The organism is Paraburkholderia polaris, assembly GCF_012927345.1.
GTDB lineage: Bacteria > Pseudomonadota > Gammaproteobacteria > Burkholderiales > Burkholderiaceae > Paraburkholderia > Paraburkholderia polaris.
Genome location: NZ_JABBGJ010000034.1, coordinates 1 through 20,672, shown reverse-complemented (window position 1 = coordinate 20,672; position 20,672 = coordinate 1). Strand labels below are relative to the sequence as shown.

General features: G+C 57.5%; 10 protein-coding genes. 2 read left to right on the top strand and 8 right to left on the bottom strand.

The window, feature by feature from the left end:
* Positions 1-18: 18 nt before the first annotated feature.
* Positions 19-360: a hypothetical protein gene (locus HHL24_RS28465; protein ID WP_169488685.1), complete on the bottom strand. Its 342-nt coding sequence runs from the start codon at positions 358-360 to the stop codon at positions 19-21.
* Positions 361-477: 117 nt separating this feature from the next.
* Positions 478-1,161, bottom strand: coding sequence for an arylesterase (locus HHL24_RS28460; protein WP_230417604.1), 684 nt, complete (start codon positions 1,159-1,161; stop codon positions 478-480).
* A 19-nt stretch (positions 1,162-1,180) separates the two neighbouring features.
* On the opposite strand from HHL24_RS28460, the gene HHL24_RS28455 reads away from it, so the two are divergent.
* Positions 1,181-1,867, top strand: coding sequence for an ABC transporter ATP-binding protein (locus HHL24_RS28455; RefSeq protein ID WP_169488683.1), 687 nt, complete (start codon positions 1,181-1,183; stop codon positions 1,865-1,867).
* Positions 1,868-2,063: 196 nt separating this feature from the next.
* Here the strand turns inward: HHL24_RS28455 and pgi are convergent, their stop codons facing one another.
* From pgi to HHL24_RS28440, 3 genes are all read right to left on the bottom strand, one after another.
* Complete coding sequence (pgi, locus tag HHL24_RS28450; protein WP_169488682.1) at positions 2,064-3,686, bottom strand: glucose-6-phosphate isomerase; 1,623 nt, start codon at positions 3,684-3,686, stop codon at positions 2,064-2,066.
* Between the two features lie 352 nt (positions 3,687-4,038).
* Positions 4,039-5,664: an NAD(P)H-hydrate dehydratase gene (locus tag HHL24_RS28445; RefSeq protein WP_169488681.1), complete on the bottom strand. Its 1,626-nt coding sequence runs from the start codon at positions 5,662-5,664 to the stop codon at positions 4,039-4,041.
* Positions 5,665-5,887: 223 nt separating this feature from the next.
* Positions 5,888-7,186, bottom strand: coding sequence for an FAD-dependent oxidoreductase (locus HHL24_RS28440; protein WP_169488680.1), 1,299 nt, complete (start codon positions 7,184-7,186; stop codon positions 5,888-5,890).
* 348 nt (positions 7,187-7,534) lie between these two features.
* Here HHL24_RS28440 and purL point away from each other — a divergent pair, with 348 nt between their 5' ends.
* A complete protein-coding gene (gene purL / locus HHL24_RS28435; protein WP_169488679.1) occupies positions 7,535-11,620 on the top strand; it encodes a phosphoribosylformylglycinamidine synthase in 4,086 nt (1,361 codons plus the stop codon).
* 57 nt (positions 11,621-11,677) lie between these two features.
* Here purL and HHL24_RS28430 read toward each other — a convergent pair whose 3' ends face one another.
* The 3 genes from HHL24_RS28430 to HHL24_RS28420 all read right to left on the bottom strand — a co-directional run.
* On the bottom strand, positions 11,678-14,827 hold the full coding sequence (locus HHL24_RS28430) for a cytotoxic necrotizing factor Rho-activating domain-containing protein (protein ID WP_169488678.1): 3,150 nt from the start codon (positions 14,825-14,827) through the stop codon (positions 11,678-11,680).
* Positions 14,827-17,775, bottom strand: a complete 2,949-nt coding sequence (locus HHL24_RS28425; RefSeq protein WP_169488677.1) for a cytotoxic necrotizing factor Rho-activating domain-containing protein — start codon at positions 17,773-17,775, stop codon at positions 14,827-14,829. The genes HHL24_RS28430 and HHL24_RS28425 overlap by 1 nt, the downstream gene beginning before the upstream one ends.
* Positions 17,776-20,672, bottom strand: a 2,897-nt coding sequence (locus HHL24_RS28420) for a hypothetical protein (protein WP_169488676.1), incomplete at its 5' end; no start/stop codon positions are given.

Below are 20,672 nucleotides of genomic sequence, written 5' to 3'. Positions count from 1 at the left end.
CTTTTAGCCGTCAGTCGCTTAGAGGCAAGCGCTGATCGAGCTGGTGGCGTCGCTGCCCGCTGCGCCATTCGCGCGGAAACCGACCCAGGAACCCGGACCGGAGTACGACGGACGTACCACGGCCGCTGCGCCGCTGGGCGGTTGCTGGCCCGGCACATAGACATCCATAGCCTGGTCGTTAGCCAGCGTGTCCTGCGACACGACTTGCTGTTGCGAGCTATCGGCCCACTTTTGCGCAATGCATGTAGCGACGGCCTTCGGCGGTTGCTGGCTTTGACCGACGGATTGAACGCCAGCGGGCGGTTGAGCGGCGCATGCAGAAATTGCCACGGTCAAAGCGATTAACGGTAAATATTTCACGTTATCTCCTCAGAAGTCGCTCAGATTCGAGCCGGGTTACACGGGATTACGAAAGTGTCCGATTGACCTTACCGATCCGCGTTCCCCAATTACTGGAACAAGTTGTTAGCGAGCTTTTCAGTGCGGCGAACTTGTGCGAAGGAGTGGCTTGACAGCCGGCCACACGTTGTTGAGTAGCACTGGCTGTGCCTGCTGCGTGGGATGGATCTGATCCGCCTGAAACATCTCCGGTTTGTCGGCGATACCGGCCAGCAAGAAGGGCACCAACGGTACTCGCAATTGCTTCGAGAGTTCGCCGTACAGGCCGTGGAACTTTTGCGTGTAGTCGGGGCCGTAATTGGGTGGCACATACATGCCAACCAGCACGACCTTCGCGTGGCCTTGTTGAGCCTGCTCGATGATCGTACGCAGGTTGTCTTCGGTTGTCGCAAGCGGCACGCCGCGCAATGCATCGTTGGCTCCGAGCTCGACGATCACGATACTCGGCTTGAGCCGCTGCAGGAGCGCCGGCAAGCGGGCCCGGCCGCCGCTTGTGGTGTCACCGCTGATGCTTGCATTGGCGACGCTATAATCGATTCGCTCATCGGTGAGGCGCTGGCGCATCAAGGCAACCCAGCCAGTGTCGCGGGGCAAGCCGTATTCGGCAGAGATGCTGTCGCCGAGCACAACGATTACCGACTTGGCCTGTTCGGGCGCGTTAGCCGCATGGGCGGGGAAGGGCAGCGAAAACAGGGTTGCGGCCAGTACGGCCGAGCCGAATGCCGTAGTCAGCGCCAGCGCGCGAGGTGCTACGGCGCGCATTTTCAACCTACGCTTCACCATGCTAAACAAAACTGATCCAGTCATTGAAGTGCGGGGTTTGTGCAAGAAGGTTAAGGATGCAACGGGCGAACTGACGATACTCGACGACATCGATCTTGCTATCGATGCCGGCAGCAGTGTGGCGATCGTCGGTGCATCCGGGTCGGGCAAGTCTACGCTGCTTGGCTTGCTCGCAGGATTGGACAGCGCGAGCTCGGGCTCGGTTCGGTTGCTCGGCCGCGAACTCACCGACTTGAACGAAGACGAGCGCGCCGCGTTGCGCAGCGGCTCGGTCGGTTTTGTGTTCCAGTCGTTTCAATTGATGCCGCATTTGACGGCGCTCGAAAACGTCACGTTGCCGCTCGAACTGCAAGGCGGCATCGGGACGCGCGAGGCCGCGGCGCGCGCGCGCGGATTGCTGGAGCAGGTGGGACTCGCCAAGCGCACCGGGCACTATCCGAAGCTGCTGTCGGGCGGCGAACAGCAGCGGGTGGCTCTCGCGCGCGCGTTTGTTACGCATCCGGCGATCCTGTTCGCCGACGAGCCGACCGGCAGTCTCGATGCAGCTACCGGTCACGCGGTGATCGATTTAATGTTCGAGATGAACCGCGCGAACGGCGCCACGTTGATCCTCGTCACGCACGACGTCGAACTGGCGCGTCGTTGCGATACGACGGTGACGATCGAAGCGGGGCGGTTGGCGTAAGCGAGCCGCTCGCACGCAATCATTCGTGCAAAAGTACAAAAGCCGAAAGACACAAAAGCAAAGCGGGCCGCAAGGGCCCGCTTTTCATTTCAGCTAACGCGACTTAACGCAGCTAATCCCAGCGCAGCTAACCAGGCTCGGCTCAGCGCGCGATTGAACGATCAGCGTATGCGGCGCGAACAAGCGCCGCTCACACTCAGCGCTTCAACGCAGCACGTGCCCGCGCGATCAACGCCGACGTCGATGAGTCATGCTTCTTCTCATCGACGCTCGCCGACGTCAGATCCGCCTCGACCACCTTGCCGAGGATCTTGCCCAACTCGACGCCCCATTGATCGAACGGATTGATGTCCCATACCGATGCCTGCACCAGCACCTTATGCTCGTACAGCGCAATCAATGCGCCGAGCGAACGCGCGGTGAGCGCATCGACCAGCAGCGTACTTGTTGGACGGTTACCCGGAAACACCAGGTGCGGGGCCAGTTCCGGCTTGTCCGCACCGGCAACTTTCTTCGCTTCTTCAAGCGTACGGCCCAGCATCAGCGCTTCGCTTTGCGCAAAACAGTTCGCCAGCAGCTTCGGATGATGACTGACGAGCGGATGCTCCGGCGTCAACACGGCGATGAAGTCGATCGGCACGATGGTTGGCCCCTGATGCAGCATTTGAAAAAATGCATGCTGACCGTTCGTGCCCGGTTCGCCCCACGTCACGGCGGCGGTCGGATAGTCGACCATCACGCCATCCAGGCGCGCCGACTTGCCGTTGCTCTCCATCTCGAGTTGCTGCAGGTACGACGGCAGGAAATGCAGGGCTTCCGAATACGGCGCGACCAGATAGCTTTGCGAGCCGAAGAAGTTGCGATACCAGATGCCGATCATGCCGAGCAGCACCGGCAGATTCTTTTCGAGCGGCGCGTCACGGAAATGCTGATCCATTTCGTTCGCGCCGGCCAGCAGTTCGTCGAACTGCCTGGGCCCGATCGCGATCATGATCGACAGACCTACTGCCGACCACAGCGAATAACGGCCGCCGACCCAGTCCCACATCTCGAACACATTCTCTTTCGCGATGCCGAACTTGACCACCTCCGCCGGGTTCGCCGACACGCCGACGAAGTGCTTCGCCAGCGCGCTTTCCGGGCAACCTTTTTCGATGAACCAGTCGCGCAGCGAGCGCGCGTTGGTCATCGTTTCGAGCGTGGTGAAGGTCTTGGAGACGATGATCGCGAGCGTCTCTTCGGGATCGATCATCTGCATCACGTTGTACAGATCCGCGCCGTCCACATTCGACACGAAGTGCGTGGTGATCTCGGGCGTGGCCAGATGATGCAGCGCGTGCACGACCATCTTCGGCCCGAGGTCCGAGCCGCCGATGCCGATGTTGACGACATAGCGAATCCGCTTGCCGGTGTAGCCAGTCCACGCACCGCTGCGGACCTGATCGGCGAACGCGGCCATCTTCGCGCGTTCGGCCTGGATTTCGGCATGGAACGGTGCTTTCGGATCGGTGGCACGCAGCGCGGTGTGCAAGGCGGCGCGGCCTTCGGTCGGGTTGACGACTTCGCCCGCAAACATCGCGTCGCGGCGTTTCTCGACGCCAGCTTCGCGCGCGAGTTGCACCAGCAGTTTCAGGGTTTCGTCGGTGATGCGGTTCTTCGAGAAATCGGCCGCGAGACCGCCGCCCGCGAACGCAAAGCGCTCAGCACGGGTAGGGGCGGGATCGTTCTCGGGGGCGAACCAGTCGCGCATGTGCGCATCGCGAATCTTCTCGTAATGCGTTTGCAGCGAGGACCAGGAGGGGAGCGAGTTCTGCGTCATAGCGTCCGTCTAACGAAGGGGCACGAAGAATGGCACGCGCGTGAAGCGCTGCCGAGGATGATGCAACGATGCTGTTAGAGCGATGCCGCGCGACCGGGTTCGTGGTGGGTTGCCGTGAGCCTTCGCGAGCCTGTCGGGAGATCGGACCAGCTCGCTGAAGTTTCGCTGCAACCCGCGATGACCTGACGCGCGGCGCAGTCAGTCAGTATAACGGCGTTGCGTGACGGGCGGCAGCGGTTTGGGCGTCGTATGCAAACTGTGGGATCGGCTGGCCCATTCGGGCTGGCCTATGCCTGACCCATTGGAGCCGCCCCGTGTGGGTTGCTCGATTTGGGACGTCCCATAAGTGGGTTCATTCAGCCGCTGCCGGATAGAACATACGGTTTAGCAAAGTCCGCACCATCGGGGCGAGTTCGCCCGCCGTCAAACCCGCCGGGCCGTGGCCTTGCGCGCTCAGCGTGTCGGCGGCGAGGCCGTGCAGGTAGACGCCCGCCAGCGCGGCTTCGTATCGCGGCAGGTGCTGGGCGAGAAACGCGCCGATGATGCCGCCGAGCACGTCGCCCGTGCCGCCAGTCGCGAGTGCGGCATTGCCGGTTGGATTGATCGCGACGCGGCCGTCCGGCGCGGCGATGACGGTGCCCGTGCCTTTCAGCACGACCACGCCGGCAAAGCGCGCAGCCAGCGCGCGCGCCGCGGCGAGGCGGTCGCGTTGCACGCCTGGCGCGTCGGTGCCGAGCAGGCGCGCGGCCTCCAGCGGATGCGGCGTCAGCACGCAAGGGTCGCCTTGCACGCCGCGCGCGGTGACTTCGGCCGCGAGCGACGGGTCGGTTGAAATCAGATTGAGCGCGTCGGCGTCGAACAGTTTGGGCACGTCGAGCGGCAGCACGTCGTGCAAAACACGGGTGGCGCGATCGCGGAGGCCCATGCCGCAGCCGACGGCGAGCGCGTCCATCTTATCGAGCGGCAGATCGTCGACGGCATGCAGCATCAGTTCGGGGTGCGGCGGATCGTAGGGCGGGGCGCCGTCGCCGAGCAAGGCGACGTGCACTTTACCCGCGCCGGTGTAGAGCGCCGCGCGCGAGGCGAGGATCGGCGCGCCGCACATGCCGGTGTCGCCGCCGACCACGGCGAGGCTGCCGAAGGTGCCCTTGTTGGTGGCGAAGTCGCGCGGCGGCAGGAAGGCGGCGAAAAGCTCGGGCGCGTTCAGTTGCACGGCCGTGCGGGTCGTGCTGTCGATGCCGAGCGGCGCCACGATCACCGTGCCGGCGAGATCGCGTCCCTGCGCCGTGAAGAGGCCGGGTTTCGCGCCGATAAAGGTGATCGTGTGGGTGGCATGGACCGCGAGGCAATCGCTCTGGTTTTCGCTTCGGCTCTTGCCTTGGTCCCGCCTGTCGCCGACTACCGTGCCGGTGTCGCTGTCAAGACCGCTTGGCGTGTCGAGCGCCAGAACACCGCCTCTTCTGAGCTTTGCTTTCGTTCGTTGCGAGAGTTGACGGGCGATGGTGGCAAAGATGCCTGCCAGGGGGCGGGTCAGGCCGATGCCGAACATGCCGTCCACCAGCCATGTGTAGCTTTCCAGCGAGGCCGGCGGTGCCGCAGTCATGGCGACACCCGCCGCACGGGCTGTGTCGAGCGCCCAGCGGGCGTCGTCCGGCTTGACTTCAAGCGGCATGCACAGGTCTACGGCAATACCTGCCAGGTGCAGTTCCGCGGCCATGATCAAAGCGTCGCCGCCGTTGTTGCCCGGGCCAGCTACGACCCATACCTTGTGCTTCGATTTTTCGGTCGATGTGTCGCGGGTGATCCGTTCTTGCAGGTAGCTCGCGGCTGCTTTGCCGGCGCGGGACATCAGCGCGTGCTGAGGCAGTGCTGCCGCGGCCTGGGTTTCAAGGATTCTCAGGTCGGTTAGCGTGAGCAGCGGCAACGCCCGGTTGCGCGGGCTGATTAATGTCGGGAGCGTGGATTCGGGCACTGTCATGGCGGGGCTTGGAGTTCACCTAGGGCAAGGTGAGGAAGCTTTGAGAGCCACTATGGTAGTGCCGATAGGCTTCGGGCGCGCGCCGGGTTGGCATGAGCCTGCTTTGTTGTTGCCGGATTGTGTCCGATTGAGCCTGATTTGGCGTTGCCCGGCTTGGCTTTACCTGCGGCACCCGCCTTTCTGCTCGCGCCTCGTTCGACCCGCGTCAGTGCGGGCACGCCATTTACTGGAATCGGTCCGCGCGCAATGCAGCCAGGGTGTCCGCGGGGACGTCGGGGGTCTTGTCCGAGACCAGGTCGGCGATCAGTTTGCCTGAGCCGCATGCCAGACCCCAGCCGGCAGGCCCGTGGCCAGCGTTGACGAACAGACGCGGGTGAAGCGCATTGCCGATCACCGGCAAACCATCCGGCGACAGCAGTTTTACGCCTTCCCACGGCAACGCCGCGGAGATCCGGGCCGCGCCCGGGATCCAGTCGTGCGTCGCCTGACCCAGCAGCGCCAGCGCGTCCTTCGTCAACGACTCGCCGAGCGGTTTGTCGATCTGCCCGGCGCTCTGCAGGACCGCACCGCCCGCAACCCGCAGCCGATGGTTCATCCGGCTGACCGTAATCCGTTTGACCGCATCCACAATCGCGACGTGCGGTGCGCATTCCTCATGCGCGATCGGCGCCACCAGGTTATGCAGGCGCAACGGATGCAGCGGCAGCCGCAGCCCAAGGCGTTCAAGCAGCGGCAGACTGCCGTAACCCGCGGCGACGACGATCGCGTCGGCGTTGATCACGTCGACTTCGCGCGAGCGCGATGCCGCGCCCGGCCGTGGCGCCAGTTCCACCGCGGCGCGCTGACCGTCGAGGCGGATTGACGAGACTTCGCAGCCCAGCATGAATTGCACGCCGCCCTGCGTATCGAGGGTCTGCTTGATCAGTTTCGCGAAAAGCGGGCAATTGGCCGTGCGCTCATGGTCGAACAGCACGCCGCCGGCGAATTCCGGCTCGGTCCGCACGGAATGCTCGAACGCGGCGCATTCGGCCGGCGTCAGCACGTGGTGCGGTACTTCGTATTGGTGCAGCAGATCGAGCGCTGCCTGTGTCTGCTGCCACTCCTGTTCGGTGCGCACCAGATAGAGCAGGCCGCTGGCCTGTTCGAATTCCAGCCCGAAGCGCGCTTCGATATCGGCCATCGCGTCACGCGATGCTTCGATCAGCGGACGCAGCCGCGCGTACTGACGGCTGAACGCCTCAGGCTCCTGCAAAGCGGCTAGCTGCTTGACGAACTGGCGCGCCGGCCCGTTAAAGCCGGCCTTGCTGATCACGCCGCTTTTGGCGCTCTGACGGCTCGCCATGAAAGTCGGGCCGAACCAGACGTCGAGCGGGGTCGGCAGCACGGTGCCGCCGTGCCCGTAGGTCGCACCTTGCGCGACCGTTGCGTGGCGTTCGACGACGCATACCCGGTGGCCGGCCGCGCGCAGTTGATAAGCGGTGGCGACGCCCACAATCCCGCCGCCAATGACGATGACATCCATGATCTGATTCGATTTGCCGGCGGGACGCCGAAACACCGCGTTCCCCGCGTTCCCGTCAGGCGTGGCATGCGGCGCGTTGCCCGGCATTGCCGAGGCCGCTCGCGCCGATCTGGTGAAAGGGCGAATGATAGCAGCCAAACGGATGGCTCTGCCACGCGAGCGCCACGCTGAAGCGCCGCAACGGCGCGTCCGAGCCGCGACGCAGACCCCGCCGAAACCCTGGTGCTCAGCCCGCTGGAAGCCCGTTCCCGGGGTATAATCCCGGACTTCCTTTCCGCCTCACGTCGCCTTCACGCGCGACTCATCGGCATCACTCATCGGCATCATTAGCGACGCAACGTCAAGTCCATGGCCCACTTCTCGTGTTTCCCCGGCGCTTCGGCCCTTTCCGATTTCCGTCAAACCCGCCTGCTCGAAACGCTCACGCGCATCGACGCCAACATCACCGGCGTGCGTGGTCAGTATCTCCACTTCGTCAACGCGCAAACCCCGCTGTCCGCGGAAGACAACGCGAAGATCGAGGCGCTGATGCACTACGGCGATCCGCTCGAAGAAACCAAAGAGCGTGGCGCGGCCGAAACCTTCCTGGTGGTGCCGCGCTTTGGCACAGTGTCGCCGTGGGCCAGCAAGGCAACCGATATTGCCCACCTCTGCGGCCTGACGCAGGTGCGCCGCATCGAGCGCGGTGTCGAATACACGGTCACGCTGAAAAGCGGCCTGCTGGGCGGCAAGAAGGCGCTCTCAGATGAAGCCCGCGCGGCCGTCGCCGCGGCGCTGCACGACCGCATGACCGAGAGCGTGTCGCCCTCGCGCGATCACGCGCTGCATCTGTTCGACGAACTGCCGGCCAAGCCGCTGCAAACCGTCGACGTGTTGAGCAATGGCCGCGGCGCGCTGGAAGCGGCGAACACGGAACTGGGCCTCGCGCTCGCCGACGACGAAATCGACTACCTGGTGGACGCGTTCACCAAACTCGGCCGTAACCCGACCGACGTCGAGCTGATGATGTTCGCGCAGGCCAACAGCGAACACTGCCGTCACAAGATCTTTAACGCAGATTGGACGATCGACGGCGAGAAGCAGGACATCTCGTTGTTCAACATGATCCGCAACACCGAGAAGCTGAACCCGCAGGGCACGATCGTCGCGTATTCGGACAACTCGGCGATCATGGCAGGTGGCGTGGCTGAGCGCTGGTTCCCGCGCACGCCGGCTGAGCTTGGCGCGAACGAGTTGCCTGAGCACTACCGCCGCAACGTCGAACTGACGCACACCTTGATGAAGGTGGAAACGCATAACCACCCGACCGCGATCTCGCCGTTCCCGGGCGCCTCGACCGGCTCAGGTGGCGAAATCCGCGACGAAGGCGCGACCGGCCGCGGTGCGCGTCCGAAGGCGGGTCTGGCGGGCTTTACGGTGTCGAATCTGGAGTTGCCGGACGGCGTCGAAGCATGGGAAAACGCGCGCGACGCCGCGCAGCCCCTCGCGCATCGCAATCTGGACGACAAGCACGAAGCGTACGGCCGTCCTGACCGCATCGCGTCGCCGCTGCAAATCATGATCGACGGCCCGCTCGGCGGCGCCGCGTTCAACAACGAATTCGGCCGACCGAATCTGGGTGGCTATTTCCGCGCGTACGAGCAGAACGTCGCGGGTCTGGTGCGCGGTTATCACAAGCCGATCATGATCGCCGGCGGCATCGGCAATATCTCCGATCAGCACACGCACAAGCACGATCTGCCGGAAGGCTCGCTCCTGATCCAGATCGGCGGCCCGGGTATGCGCATCGGTATGGGCGGCGGTGCCGCCAGCTCGATGGCGACCGGCACCAACACGGCCGAACTTGACTTCGACTCCGTTCAGCGCGGCAACCCGGAAATCGAGCGCCGCGCGCAGGAAGTGATCAACGCGTGCTGGCAACTCGGCGAGAAGAACCCGATTCTGAGCATTCACGACGTCGGCGCGGGCGGTTTGTCGAACGCGTTCCCGGAAGTGGTGGACGGCGCCAGCAAGGGCGCGATCTTCGATCTGCGCAAGATTCAGCTGGAAGAGAGTGGTTTGTCGCCGCGCGAAATCTGGTCGAACGAAGCGCAGGAGCGTTATGTGCTGGCGATTGCGCCGGCCGATCTGCCGGCCTTCGAAGCCATGTGCAAGCGCGAGCGTTGCCCGTTCGCGGTGGTCGGCATGGCCACGGCTGAGCGTCAGCTGAAAGTGATCGACTCTGAAGCGAACGGCGATGCCGCACACGAGCCGGTCGACATGCCGATGGAAGTGCTGCTCGGCAAGGCGCCGCGCATGCATCGCGATGTCAAGCGCGTCGAGCAGAAGCTCGAGCCGGTGGATGTCACCGGCATCGCGTTGTCGGATGTCGCGCTCAGCGTGCTGCGTCACCCTACGGTTGCCAGCAAGTCGTTCCTGATCACGATCGGCGACCGCTCGGTTGGCGGCACGACCGCGCGCGACCAGATGGTCGGTCCGTGGCAAGTGCCGGTGGCCGACGTCGCAATTACGACAATGGACTACGCGGGCTTCCGCGGCGAGGCGATGACCATGGCCGAGCGTACGCCGCTCGCCGTGATCAACGCGCCGGCGTCGGGCCGTATGGCGGTCGGCGAGGCGGTTACCAACATCGCAGCGGCGCCGATCGCGTCGCTCGACAAGCTCAAGCTGTCGGCAAACTGGATGGCCGCGTGCGGCGCAGCGGGCGAAGACGCCGCACTGTACGACACGGTCAAGGCCATCGGCATGGAATTGTGCCCGGCGCTTGGCATCAGCATTCCGGTCGGCAAGGATTCGCTGTCCATGCGCACCAAGTGGGAAGACCGCGGCGTTGCGAAGGAAGTGGTCGCGCCGGTCTCGCTGATCATCTCGGCATTCGCGCCGGTTGAAGACGTGCGTCGCCACCTCACGCCGCAACTGCGCCGCGCGAGCGACGTGGGCGATTCCGTGTTGATCGCGATCGACCTCGGCCGCGCCAAGCATCGTCTGGGCGGAAGTATTCTCGCGCAAGTCACGCAGCAGGTCGGCGACACGGTGCCGGACGTCGACGATCCGGAAGATCTGAAGCGCTTCTTCACTGCGATCCAGTCGCTCAATAGCGACGGCAAGCTGCTTGCGTACCACGACCGCTCGGATGGCGGCCTATGGGCGACCGTTTGCGAAATGGCGTTTGCGGGTCACGTCGGCGTGTCGCTGAACGTCGACATGCTGGTGCTCGATCCGAACCATGAATCCGATTACGGCGACGCGAAAGACTGGGCGAAACAGACCAGCGGTCGCCGTGAAGACCGCACGATCCGCGCGCTCTTCACCGAGGAACTCGGCGCGGTGATTCAGGTGCGTGCGGCGGACCGCGACGCGGTGCTGGGTGCTTTGCGCGAACACGGTCTGTCGGCATGCTCGCATGTGATCGGCAAGACCAACGAGCGCGACACGATCGAAATCTATCGCGACGCGAAGAAGATCTACGACGCACCGCGTACTGAATTGCATCGCGCGTGGAGCGAAGTGAGCTGGCGTATTGCGCGTCTGCGCGACAACCCGGCTTGTGCCGATGCCGAATACGATGCGCTCTCCGACGCGGCCGATCCGGGTATCTCGCCGGTCCTGACCTTCGATCCGACGGAAGACGTTGCCGCGCCGTTCATTGGCAAGGCTGCGCGTCCACGCGTCGCGATTCTGCGTGAGCAGGGCGTGAACTCGCATCTCGAAACGGCCTATGCATTCGACCGCGCCGGCTTCGACGCGCACGACGTGCACATGAGCGACCTGCTGGCCGGCCGCGCCAATCTAGCGGATTTCGCCGGTGCGGTGGCGTGCGGCGGCTTCTCATACGGCGATACGCTGGGCGCCGGTGAAGGCTGGGCGAAGGCGATCCGCTTCAACTCGCAACTGGCCGACATGTTTGCCGCATTCTTCGGCCGTGAAGACACGTTTGCGCTGGGCATCTGTAACGGCTGCCAGATGATGAGCAGCCTCGCGTCGATGATTCCTGGCGCCGAAGCATGGCCGAAGTTCACGCGCAACAAGTCGGAGAAATTCGAAGCGCGTTTCTCGCTGGTCGAAGTTGAGGCGTCGCCGTCGATTTTCTTCGCCGGTATGGAAGGTTCGCGTATTCCTGTCGCGATCGCGCACGGTGAAGGTTACGCGGACTTCTCGCAGCAGGGCGACGCGTCGAAGGCGGCGGTGGCAATGCGTTATGTCGATCACCGTGGGCAAGCAACGGAGCAGTATCCGTTCAACCCGAACGGTTCGCCGAACGGTATTACGTCGGTTACGACGCCCGACGGCCGCTTTACGGTGCTGATGCCGCACACCGAGCGCGTGCATCGCGCGGTGCAGATGAGCTGGCATCCGGCAGGTTGGGGCGAGGGCAATACGGACGCGAGTCCGTGGTTGCGCGTGTTCCAGAATGCGCGGCGCTGGTTGGGGTGATCAATAGGGTGTGATTGGGAGCAGGCCGTCGCGAGGTAACGCGGCGGCCTGTTGCATTCACGTCCCGGGCTTTTTCGGTTTGGGCCCACTGCTGGCTTGCACCGGCGGAGCCTCTTTCGCATAAATGTCTATCTGCACCTTTCCATCTTGCTTTTGCAAAAGTGCATAAACACACCCTTTTCCTTGCGGTAGTTGCGCGTAATCGACCCATTTGGCAGTCGTTTCCGCACTTACGTCCCCCGGAAAGCTATCCGGCAATTGCCCAGAATAGGCAACGAAGCTCTGTTTGTATCCTCCCAGGATATCCCGCAATGCGCGATGACCGAGCGAGTCTCCGCCCTCATTGACAAGCGCCCCAGCGTCGGAAATTTTCAGGCCCGGTATTGTTTTCCCTCCCATGGAACGATAGGCCTGATAGATGCCTGCGACGCCTTGCTGGCTGGGTTGCCAGTTCGGATCGCCGGCTTTGTAGCCCGCGTGGAAGACATAAAGAAAGCCGTCCTCGGATGATGCAAATGCAATGGTGGAGCCACCGAGTTCGCCGCCCGATATGATCAGGGGACGGCCTTCCTCCAGGCCGTTCAGATTGATCCGAATCGCGGCCGTTTCCGATTTTTCACCTCTCATTTCGATCACTGAAAAATCGTTATCGAGAAAGTGCTCGCGCCCCCATGTTCCTGACCAAACGTCGTTTTTTAGCGACGTGGTGCTGCCGCCCAGCCAGGTATCTAGAAAATGTGAAAATTTTCCACTTTCAAGAGAAAATCTTTCTGCCTTCGGTAAATCGGACGTAAGCGCATCAAAGTTCACCGGAATCTGGCTGGACGATGTTCTATATAATAATCCGTTCTGAATGAGCGGAGTCGTATCGCGGCCAAAGAGTTGGCCAATTGCCGTTCGAGTTTTCAGACGAATTGGTCCGCCTTTGTTGTGGTCTTTGAATCTCCATTCAAGTGGCAGGCTATTATCGACTATAAATTTATTGTATTCGGTAATAAAATTTCCATACCAGGGAGATCTGTCGTCGAGGTTTGATAGAAGCACGGTCAAAAATGCAAGATTATCGGCATTGTAAATCGCGCGGCGAAAGGATCTTTCGCGGCCATCCATCAGTTCATCGCGTGACAGCCCATATTTTTTCATGATTTCTTGAGCATTGTCGCCGAACAGCCATGGCTCTCTTAACATGATAAGAGGCGAAATATCCAGGGAGCCGTCCCGAATTACCGGGTATCCAAAATCATTCGCTTCGGGGGCAATCGCGTGATATGACTCATGAATTAGAGCACATCCAAGATAGTTCTCGAATTCACTTAAGGTAAAGCGCTTTCTGAGAGAAATGTCAGCCAGCGCATCGACAGATACAGTGACAGGCGGCGGACCAACTTTCCAATTTGTCGATGCAGCATTAACTTGCGTGCGCATCAGTACTTGTTTGTTTTCAAAATAGCCTGCCTTGTAAGCTATGTCGTTTATGGTATCGAGATTATTTAAGAATTTTTTGTTTTCATTCAAGGAGTGGCGGTAAACATCCTTCACCACATCGTTATGTCTTCCAAAAAATAAGTCCATTGCCGCATCGACTTTTTCGGTGTTTTTTCGATTGAGGGCTTTGAGCGCGCCATCAATATTATTCAGTGCCCGCTTGCGCCCGCTTCTTACAAGCGAGCGCATCTCCTGGCTCTGAGTTTCGCTCAAATTAATAAGATGACCGACCTTGCCCGCACCGGAAAACGGACTGCCTATTTTTTCTGCGGGTATATCTAAACGTGCCGCCCAATGCCCCATATCGTCTAATTTGACCGGCACGGCCTGGCCAAATGTTCCCGGGTCCAGCGGATTGACGACGCGCCAGGTGCGGGCATCATCGTCCCAGCGTACCTCATACGCATTATTTTCTTCCTTGATATAATATTTCCACTCGTCAGGGGACTTGCTGGTCCCTGCTACTGGAACAGAATAAATACCTTCAAATCTGTCTCCAGCTTCGCCAGGTTTTTCCAGGTCCAATGAAACGTCCTCACGCCTCCACTGTATCTCGAGTTTCCCATGCGGCCCGGCAGCGGGGGAGGCGACCGGCTTAACCCCAGGACCTGGTTCCGGATTTTGTCTTGTGACTGTCTGAAAAATAGCGCGTAGTAACGACTTGCGTGCATCCTCCGCCGCTTTCAGCGATACGTCTAACCCATAAAATTCAAGGTCGTTCATCTCTTCCAGTCCGAACGCGCTCGCGATGTTTTCGGCACGAGGATTTCTGGCCTGCATGGAAATATATTTCGCCCCGGACTCTGCAAGAGATTTCTTTGCTGTGTGGTAACTCAGAAATCGACCCACGCCTTCTATTCTGTATCTCTCCAACGCTTGCAAGTTCCATTCTGCACCGTGTCGGGTTGCGTAATCCACGAAGTCCTGCTCGTTTCTCAATTGCGTGAACGGATGTGCAACCACTGTATCAAGGTGAAGTATTTCATCTTTTTCGAGCACATGCAAAACGAGGGACAAACCGTAGGCACTAGGGTCTTGAATATTAAAGTTATTCTTGTCGATCAGAGCACGGATGTTTTCATTGTAGTTAAGGTCTGAATAGCGAATTAAACGTTCAGTCATCTCGATGCCGAGATACGAATTTTTTACAATGTCCTGTCCTTTTTCAAGTCTGCCCTCAAGGGAATAGGCTATCGCCATGTCGTAGATTTCATGATATAGCGTCGAATATTCAGACAAAATATGCTTGAGTTCTACTTCACCAAATAGATATTTAAGGTCAGGAACTCTGACTACGGAAAACCCAGGGTCAGCTATATAATTGCCAGTGGCAGAGTGATATTTTTTAACTGAAATTTTATTAAATAAGATATTTTTTAAAGCATGTGCTTCCACATCGGTCGTCTTGGCGATCATTCGCTTTCCGGGATTCCTTTCCGGGCGAACAACGCCCGGAACTTCGCCACGGATTTTTCCGCGAAGATCTCCCAGCCGGCCTAGCAATCCTCGCAGGAATTGATAGTTGGCAATTTCGTCCACTCTGGTTTGCTGTATGCGAAGATTCATCGCGTTCTGCGGTTCCTCCAGGCGGTATCGATCGAGAATGGACCTTTCCGTGCGTAGATCGTTGCCTAGATGCGGGCCGGAGTATTTCGCCATTTCGTCCCGGGTGCGATCTATGGTGTCTTCGAGAGATGGCAATGCTTCGGGATCGAAATGCATCAAACGGTATCGATTGGTGATCTCGTTGAAAAACTGGGATTGGCCGATTTCGTGTGGAACATCGCGGGCGTCAAGATAGTTCGGGATCGTTCTGGGATCGTTCTGGGATCGTCGATCAATCTGAAGAATGTAATCTTGTGACGATTTTCGCTCTCCCACCGTTTCAGCGGCATCACACCGTTCACCGTAAAGGCTTCTCCGGAGTGCGAGGGCATCAGTTTAATAACGTCTGCCGTCTCACCCGGGAGTTCCGCCTGTATTACATAATTTGTGACCGGATTTTCGTCATGGAGATTTTCGTACGTTTTCGTCATTATTATTTTTGATTTTATATTTTTTTCGTACAAAAACGCCTGGAATTTTTTAATTGCGATATCAGATGATCCGGTCAATGTGGCGGAAATTCCTTTGTCGTTTATTATTTTATTCCATTTTTCGCTGCGCTTCGCAGGCAGTGATGGAAGTGTTTCGATGGGAGGAGAGTCAAGGTAGGCGCGCTGAGTTCTGCTCCTATTAATATCTATAACCATATCAATGTTGATGGCTTCTGTAAATTCCGACGCTTGAAGAAGCGTCCACGTTGGTTTGTTTAATATAGTCCAATCCGGGTTGGAAATTAAGGGTGCCAACGGTTGGTTGACCAGATCGGATTTAACAAGATTCACCAGAGATTCGAAATTATTAAAATCACGAATCAGGACAACATGGTCGGGAAATAGAGAAATGTATTGAATTCTCCACGACGAATCGGTCAAGCAAAGAGGGTGATCAACTCCTTGTGACGAGAATCGACCCGCAGTAACGTCGACGAGGTAGGCTCGCCCATTTTTTTCGACGATGGGAACGTAATGTTGAACCACGTTTGTGGATTCTTTCGATGGCCATAGAATGGTCATTCGATATATTACGTTATAACCATTCGCTGTAAAGTATTTGCCTGCCGCTTCGACTGCCTCAAGAGAATCCCCGTCGGGAACTCGAATATAGGAGCTCACTTTACTTCGGGATTTCACCAGCAGATCGACGATTTCGGTTATGTCGGATGTCGCAATTTCGGGCGATGTACGGTCGTCGGCATCGGGCTGCCATGGTTTAAGCTGGCTGGTGTCCACGTCGCCTCGGTATTGACCTCTGCCAACAATGCTAACGTGATCCTCATCGGTTCGCGACAACAGGTAGTATGCATTCCCAGAGCTTTGAATAATATTTGTGTCGGATGAAACGCGATTGTATTTAAGCAGGTCCAACGCGGACGAGGAAGCGGAGTGACTCGTCACGGGTTTTGCGCCCGGCTGGGTTGAAAAATCGAAGTCCTGATCCAGCACTGTAAAATCGCTTACGCGAGGGTCGTCCGCATAGATGAGCATCGTCCTGTCGAATTTCTTACTGAACCAGAGTAAATCCGTTTTTTGCACCAAGTCCGGAACGGATATTTTGATTTCTGCGCGAGTCGCAAGAGCGTTGTGAACGCTGAACAATTGGCGAATTGCGACATTGTCGGAGGTCGAATCTACGGCGTTGTTGCTTATAGCCCCGAGACGATAGAAGTAGACGCATGCATCTTCTTCGTCAACGCAGGCTAGGAACGTCCCCGCGGGCATGTCTCCTGACGTGATCAGAATGGGCCGATCTGAAGCAATGTCCTCAAGGTCGATACGAATGCCTACAACTGAATCGGCAGTTTCGCGAAGATGGACGACTTCGGTGTTCGGGGCGATACCTAACTCACCGTCGAAGCGGAACGGCATGAATGGGCGGCGGTGGAACTCGATATTTCTTGCGATTCCCTGGTCCATCAATTCGAAATTCAAATGACGGCCTTCGCTCCCAAGCGACGACACCGCCTCAGGAAAAATCGTTGCATCAGATCGACTGTATCGGAAGGGCGTCTCGACTCTTGTTATTGCACGGGAGGAACTCAGTTCGATAGCCCCTTCGTCGTTCAACGCGCGAGGATCTGCAGGTGGTATCGCCTGCTTGGGCGCGCTTGGCGCCGCCGCATCGACATCGGGCAATTTTCCTGTGCCCAATGGCGTTTCCTTGGCGTAACTGTACGAATATTCATAATATCGAAAGTCGTTTTGATGTAACGATGCCAACAGGCCTCGGGCTTCGGCGGGTTCGGATTTGCCAGATTTCGCCACGTTGGGGGCTTCCGGATTCAATATTTTAATTTCTGGGTTTGGAATTGTTTTTGATTTTACTTCTTTAAATTTGAAATCAAATTTAAATTTTCTGACTTGTTTGTAAAGTGACTTCGTGAGGGTGTCGAGCGGTAGCGGCTCCCAGAATGCGAATATCTCGTAACCGGCAATGGCAAGAACGCGGAGTGGGAAGAACGCCAGGCTTGATCCGACTTCGGCCCAAACAGCGAGAAACAATGCAGGTCCCCGAAGCCCCTTCGCGAGATTTTTAACTAAAGAAGCACGCAAAATTTTTGCGCTTGCGGCGGTCAGCTGGCCAACGGGAAAACCTATTGATATCAAAGTGAGAACGGCGGACAGTGCCTCTAGTGAAATTTCCCCTGCCGACGGTTCGTAGTCGGGATCGTGGTGGATTCGGTATATTATGTCGAATCCTGTAAGCAATGAGGTATAATATTGCCACCACGCCTTCTTATATTTCGCTTCTACAGCCTGCGCCATGAGAGTTTTTAGCGCATCATCGGTGGCTTCGTCCACGATAGAAAGCATGTTTTTTTCTTTAAAATTACGCTTGCTGTCTCCGTTTAAATATAGATAAGCTTTCTCAAAGCTATCTTCATTAATTATCGATGCATTGCCAAATATCGGCTGGACTACGAGTTTAATCATATCTTTGTCCATCCACCAATGATGACTTCCATCCGGGACGTTTGAAGAGAACAGGTCGAGAAAAGGATCTTCAAAATCTATTTCGGGACACCCTTGTTCCAGAGATATATCCCTGAGCGCGGCATTCTGGTTCATCTAGGCCACGGTGAACGATCTCACTAGACAGGATCCGCCGAGAGTAGAAATCACTGTCCAGTCTTTTGTGAGCATTTCGCAAAATATCAATTCGCCGGCCTTCGCATAGGTCATTTTGGCCCTCGATGAATCACTGAGCCAATTCAAAAAAAGCGGGTATAGGTAGCCTATGGAAGGTTTTGGAGCAGCATCGAGTTTGGGTCTCATATATAGGGTCATTTGTACTACCCTGAGCGGTTTTTCGGTAAGCATCAGATAGGGATGCATGCCATATTCTGAGAGTGCAAAATAGCTTATTGATTTTGCGACAGCCTTGTGATACTTGGATTTGAAATCAGAAAATTGCTTGTAATATTCTGTGTCGCTGTACGTCTTATCGCTAGTGGCAATATTCTGGAGGAATTTCGCGCCTTCGGTGGCCACGCTTCCATTTCGGTTGCTGATAGGTGATCTGTCGAGTTCTCTCTTAAAAACTAGAATTAGCTCAGCGGGGTTAGTGGCAAATCGGTGAAGATTATTGACATCTCGCCCGATCAATGCCTTGTAAAATATGGCCTCCGCGAATGAAATGAATGCTGTCATTTCGGGGCTTGACGCTATTATCAAAGGGAAATTATATAGATAATCCACGTCTGATAGGTTGCCGAGAACGGATGGATTATCTGAGCCTGCCGGCTGCGGACGTTTTCCGAGCATTTTCAGTGCGGCCTTGACTGCTAATACTCTGGCATAGAAAACAGTAGCATCTCCAAGCCTGGAGGGAAGGGTCGGAAGTTGCGGCTTAATTTCCTGTAGTATCGGCTTTATCTCGTTCAGGGCATCAAGAAAATTGTGAGATAGTTTTATGTGATTTTCAAGATGGAGGGCTGCGTAGCGGTATTCAGCAAGTTTTTCCCTGCTGCGTTCGAGACGTTGTCGATCGCGTGGACCTCTAAATGTATATATTTCTTCTTTTGCTTGTCTGATTTTTTCTGCAATAGACTGTCTGGACGCGGAGATTGCTGTTTCGGGAATTCCAGATTTGTCGTCGAGAAATTCTCTAGTCGCGTCAGCCCATGAGGAAATGGCCGTTTGCACGCCATTTACGACTTCGGCGGGTGCGGTAGTGTTGGAGTCGTAGCCTAATCGTGTGTTTATATAGGCATCGAGAGATTCAGTGAAAATTGCCTGTTCGGGAAGTTCGATCGGCAAGCCGAAAATTGATTCCAGCTTGGCGATCACTCCTTCTTTGCTGTCAAAATGAAGATTCCTTCGCGCACGAAGGATGAATGTTTCGTACGTCTTTATTTTTATCAGGAGTGGCTTGAGAAGCTGCAGTTTTTCAGGTGCGCAGTTATCGGCCGGATCGATTCCCGTAATGATCGAATAGAGTTCTGCGCCGTATCGGTCTTCCGAGGAGCGGTAACGCAACGGCGTTCCAACATCCCTTACATAGTCGCCCCACGTGCTGCGTACGGAAATTTCGTACGTTGCGTTTTCACTTTCACCCAGCTGGTTTTTATTGTCCGGCGCAAAAACCGCAACCAACGCATCTTCGAAAAATTGATGATCGAATTGGGTTTCTATGAAGTATGTGACACATGCCAGGTTTCGGCCCTGAATATATAACCATTTAAAATTCGGTGTCTGTATGTCAGCGTTAGTGTCATGATATTCCTGACTCAATGGTTGGGCGTCGGCCTGTAAAATCTCAAAGTCAGTGTCGTCGATCTCTTTCGGAATAGATAAGCCCAATTGGACAAAATACGCAACGATAGTGCCTATCGTGACGATAGACACCGTACCGACAACCAACGCCCGCATGCCCGGTGGCCAGATCGCGCCTAACTGGCCGTGGCCAACTACCGCCGCCGCCGCGGCGATTGGGAGCGCAATGAAGGGTCTTGTTTCTGGGGCGTCGGAAGTGACGGAGTTTTGTGGGGAGGATGCATAGTTTTCTTCGGTCTGGGAGGATGTGCCGAAGGACTCGAGGCTCGATTCGCGCCCGTTGTTATTAGCGGTCTTAAAGATCGCATCCGCCTCGTCTAGCCTGCCAGTGACGGTGACCGTAGGCAAAGAAGCCGCTGCGTCCAGAGCCGCTTCACGTCTCCTTTCAGCTGCAAAGGCTCGCAACCTGGCCTTATGGGGTTCTTTCATTGTCTGCCTGTGCAGCTTTTGCCAGGCCTTATCTTCACGACTCACGGCACTGGGATCGTCATCCACTGAACAGACAGGTTCAACTATTGTGGCTAGGGCGGTTGGGGGCTTCGCATCGACCACCGTTCGCAGGACTGCATAGCCTTGTACCGCTCGCTGCAGTTTCCCGATCATCCCCGCCAGATTCCTGCCAAGCGGGGTCTTGGGAGGATGCAGATCGTTCTTAAAGAGGAATCCGTTTGGCGGGTAAACCGCAGGCCCCTGAACAACCTTCGATCCGTTTGTTGGGTAACAAAACGCAGGTCCATGAAGAACCGTCGATTCCACCGGCTCATCAAGAACCTTCGAGATGAGAGGGTTGACTGCCTGCCGGCTGACAAAATATCCGTAGTACGAAAAGAGTGCGACAACCCCGACAGCCATGTAAATGTTGTCCCGCTGAGCGCTCAGGCATTCGGGAACCACCCCGTCCAGCACGTCGTCGATATATCGTTTTGTCTCCTCGGCGATGGCAAATAGCAGCGATTGTGGAGACAGCAACTGATAGGGAAGTGCCAACAGCACCTGGATGAGTCCGCCCACCACATCGCGCTGCCGCACGGCGTTCCACAGATTCCACACGGTGGTGCCACCCGCGGCTACGCCACTTAACATGGGCGAGACTTTCGCGAGCGCCCAATACCCACATGTCAATAATCCGCTGTAGGCAAGCCATCCACTGGTCTGGGATCCGGCTGAAAAAAGCACCCGCTGGAATTCGG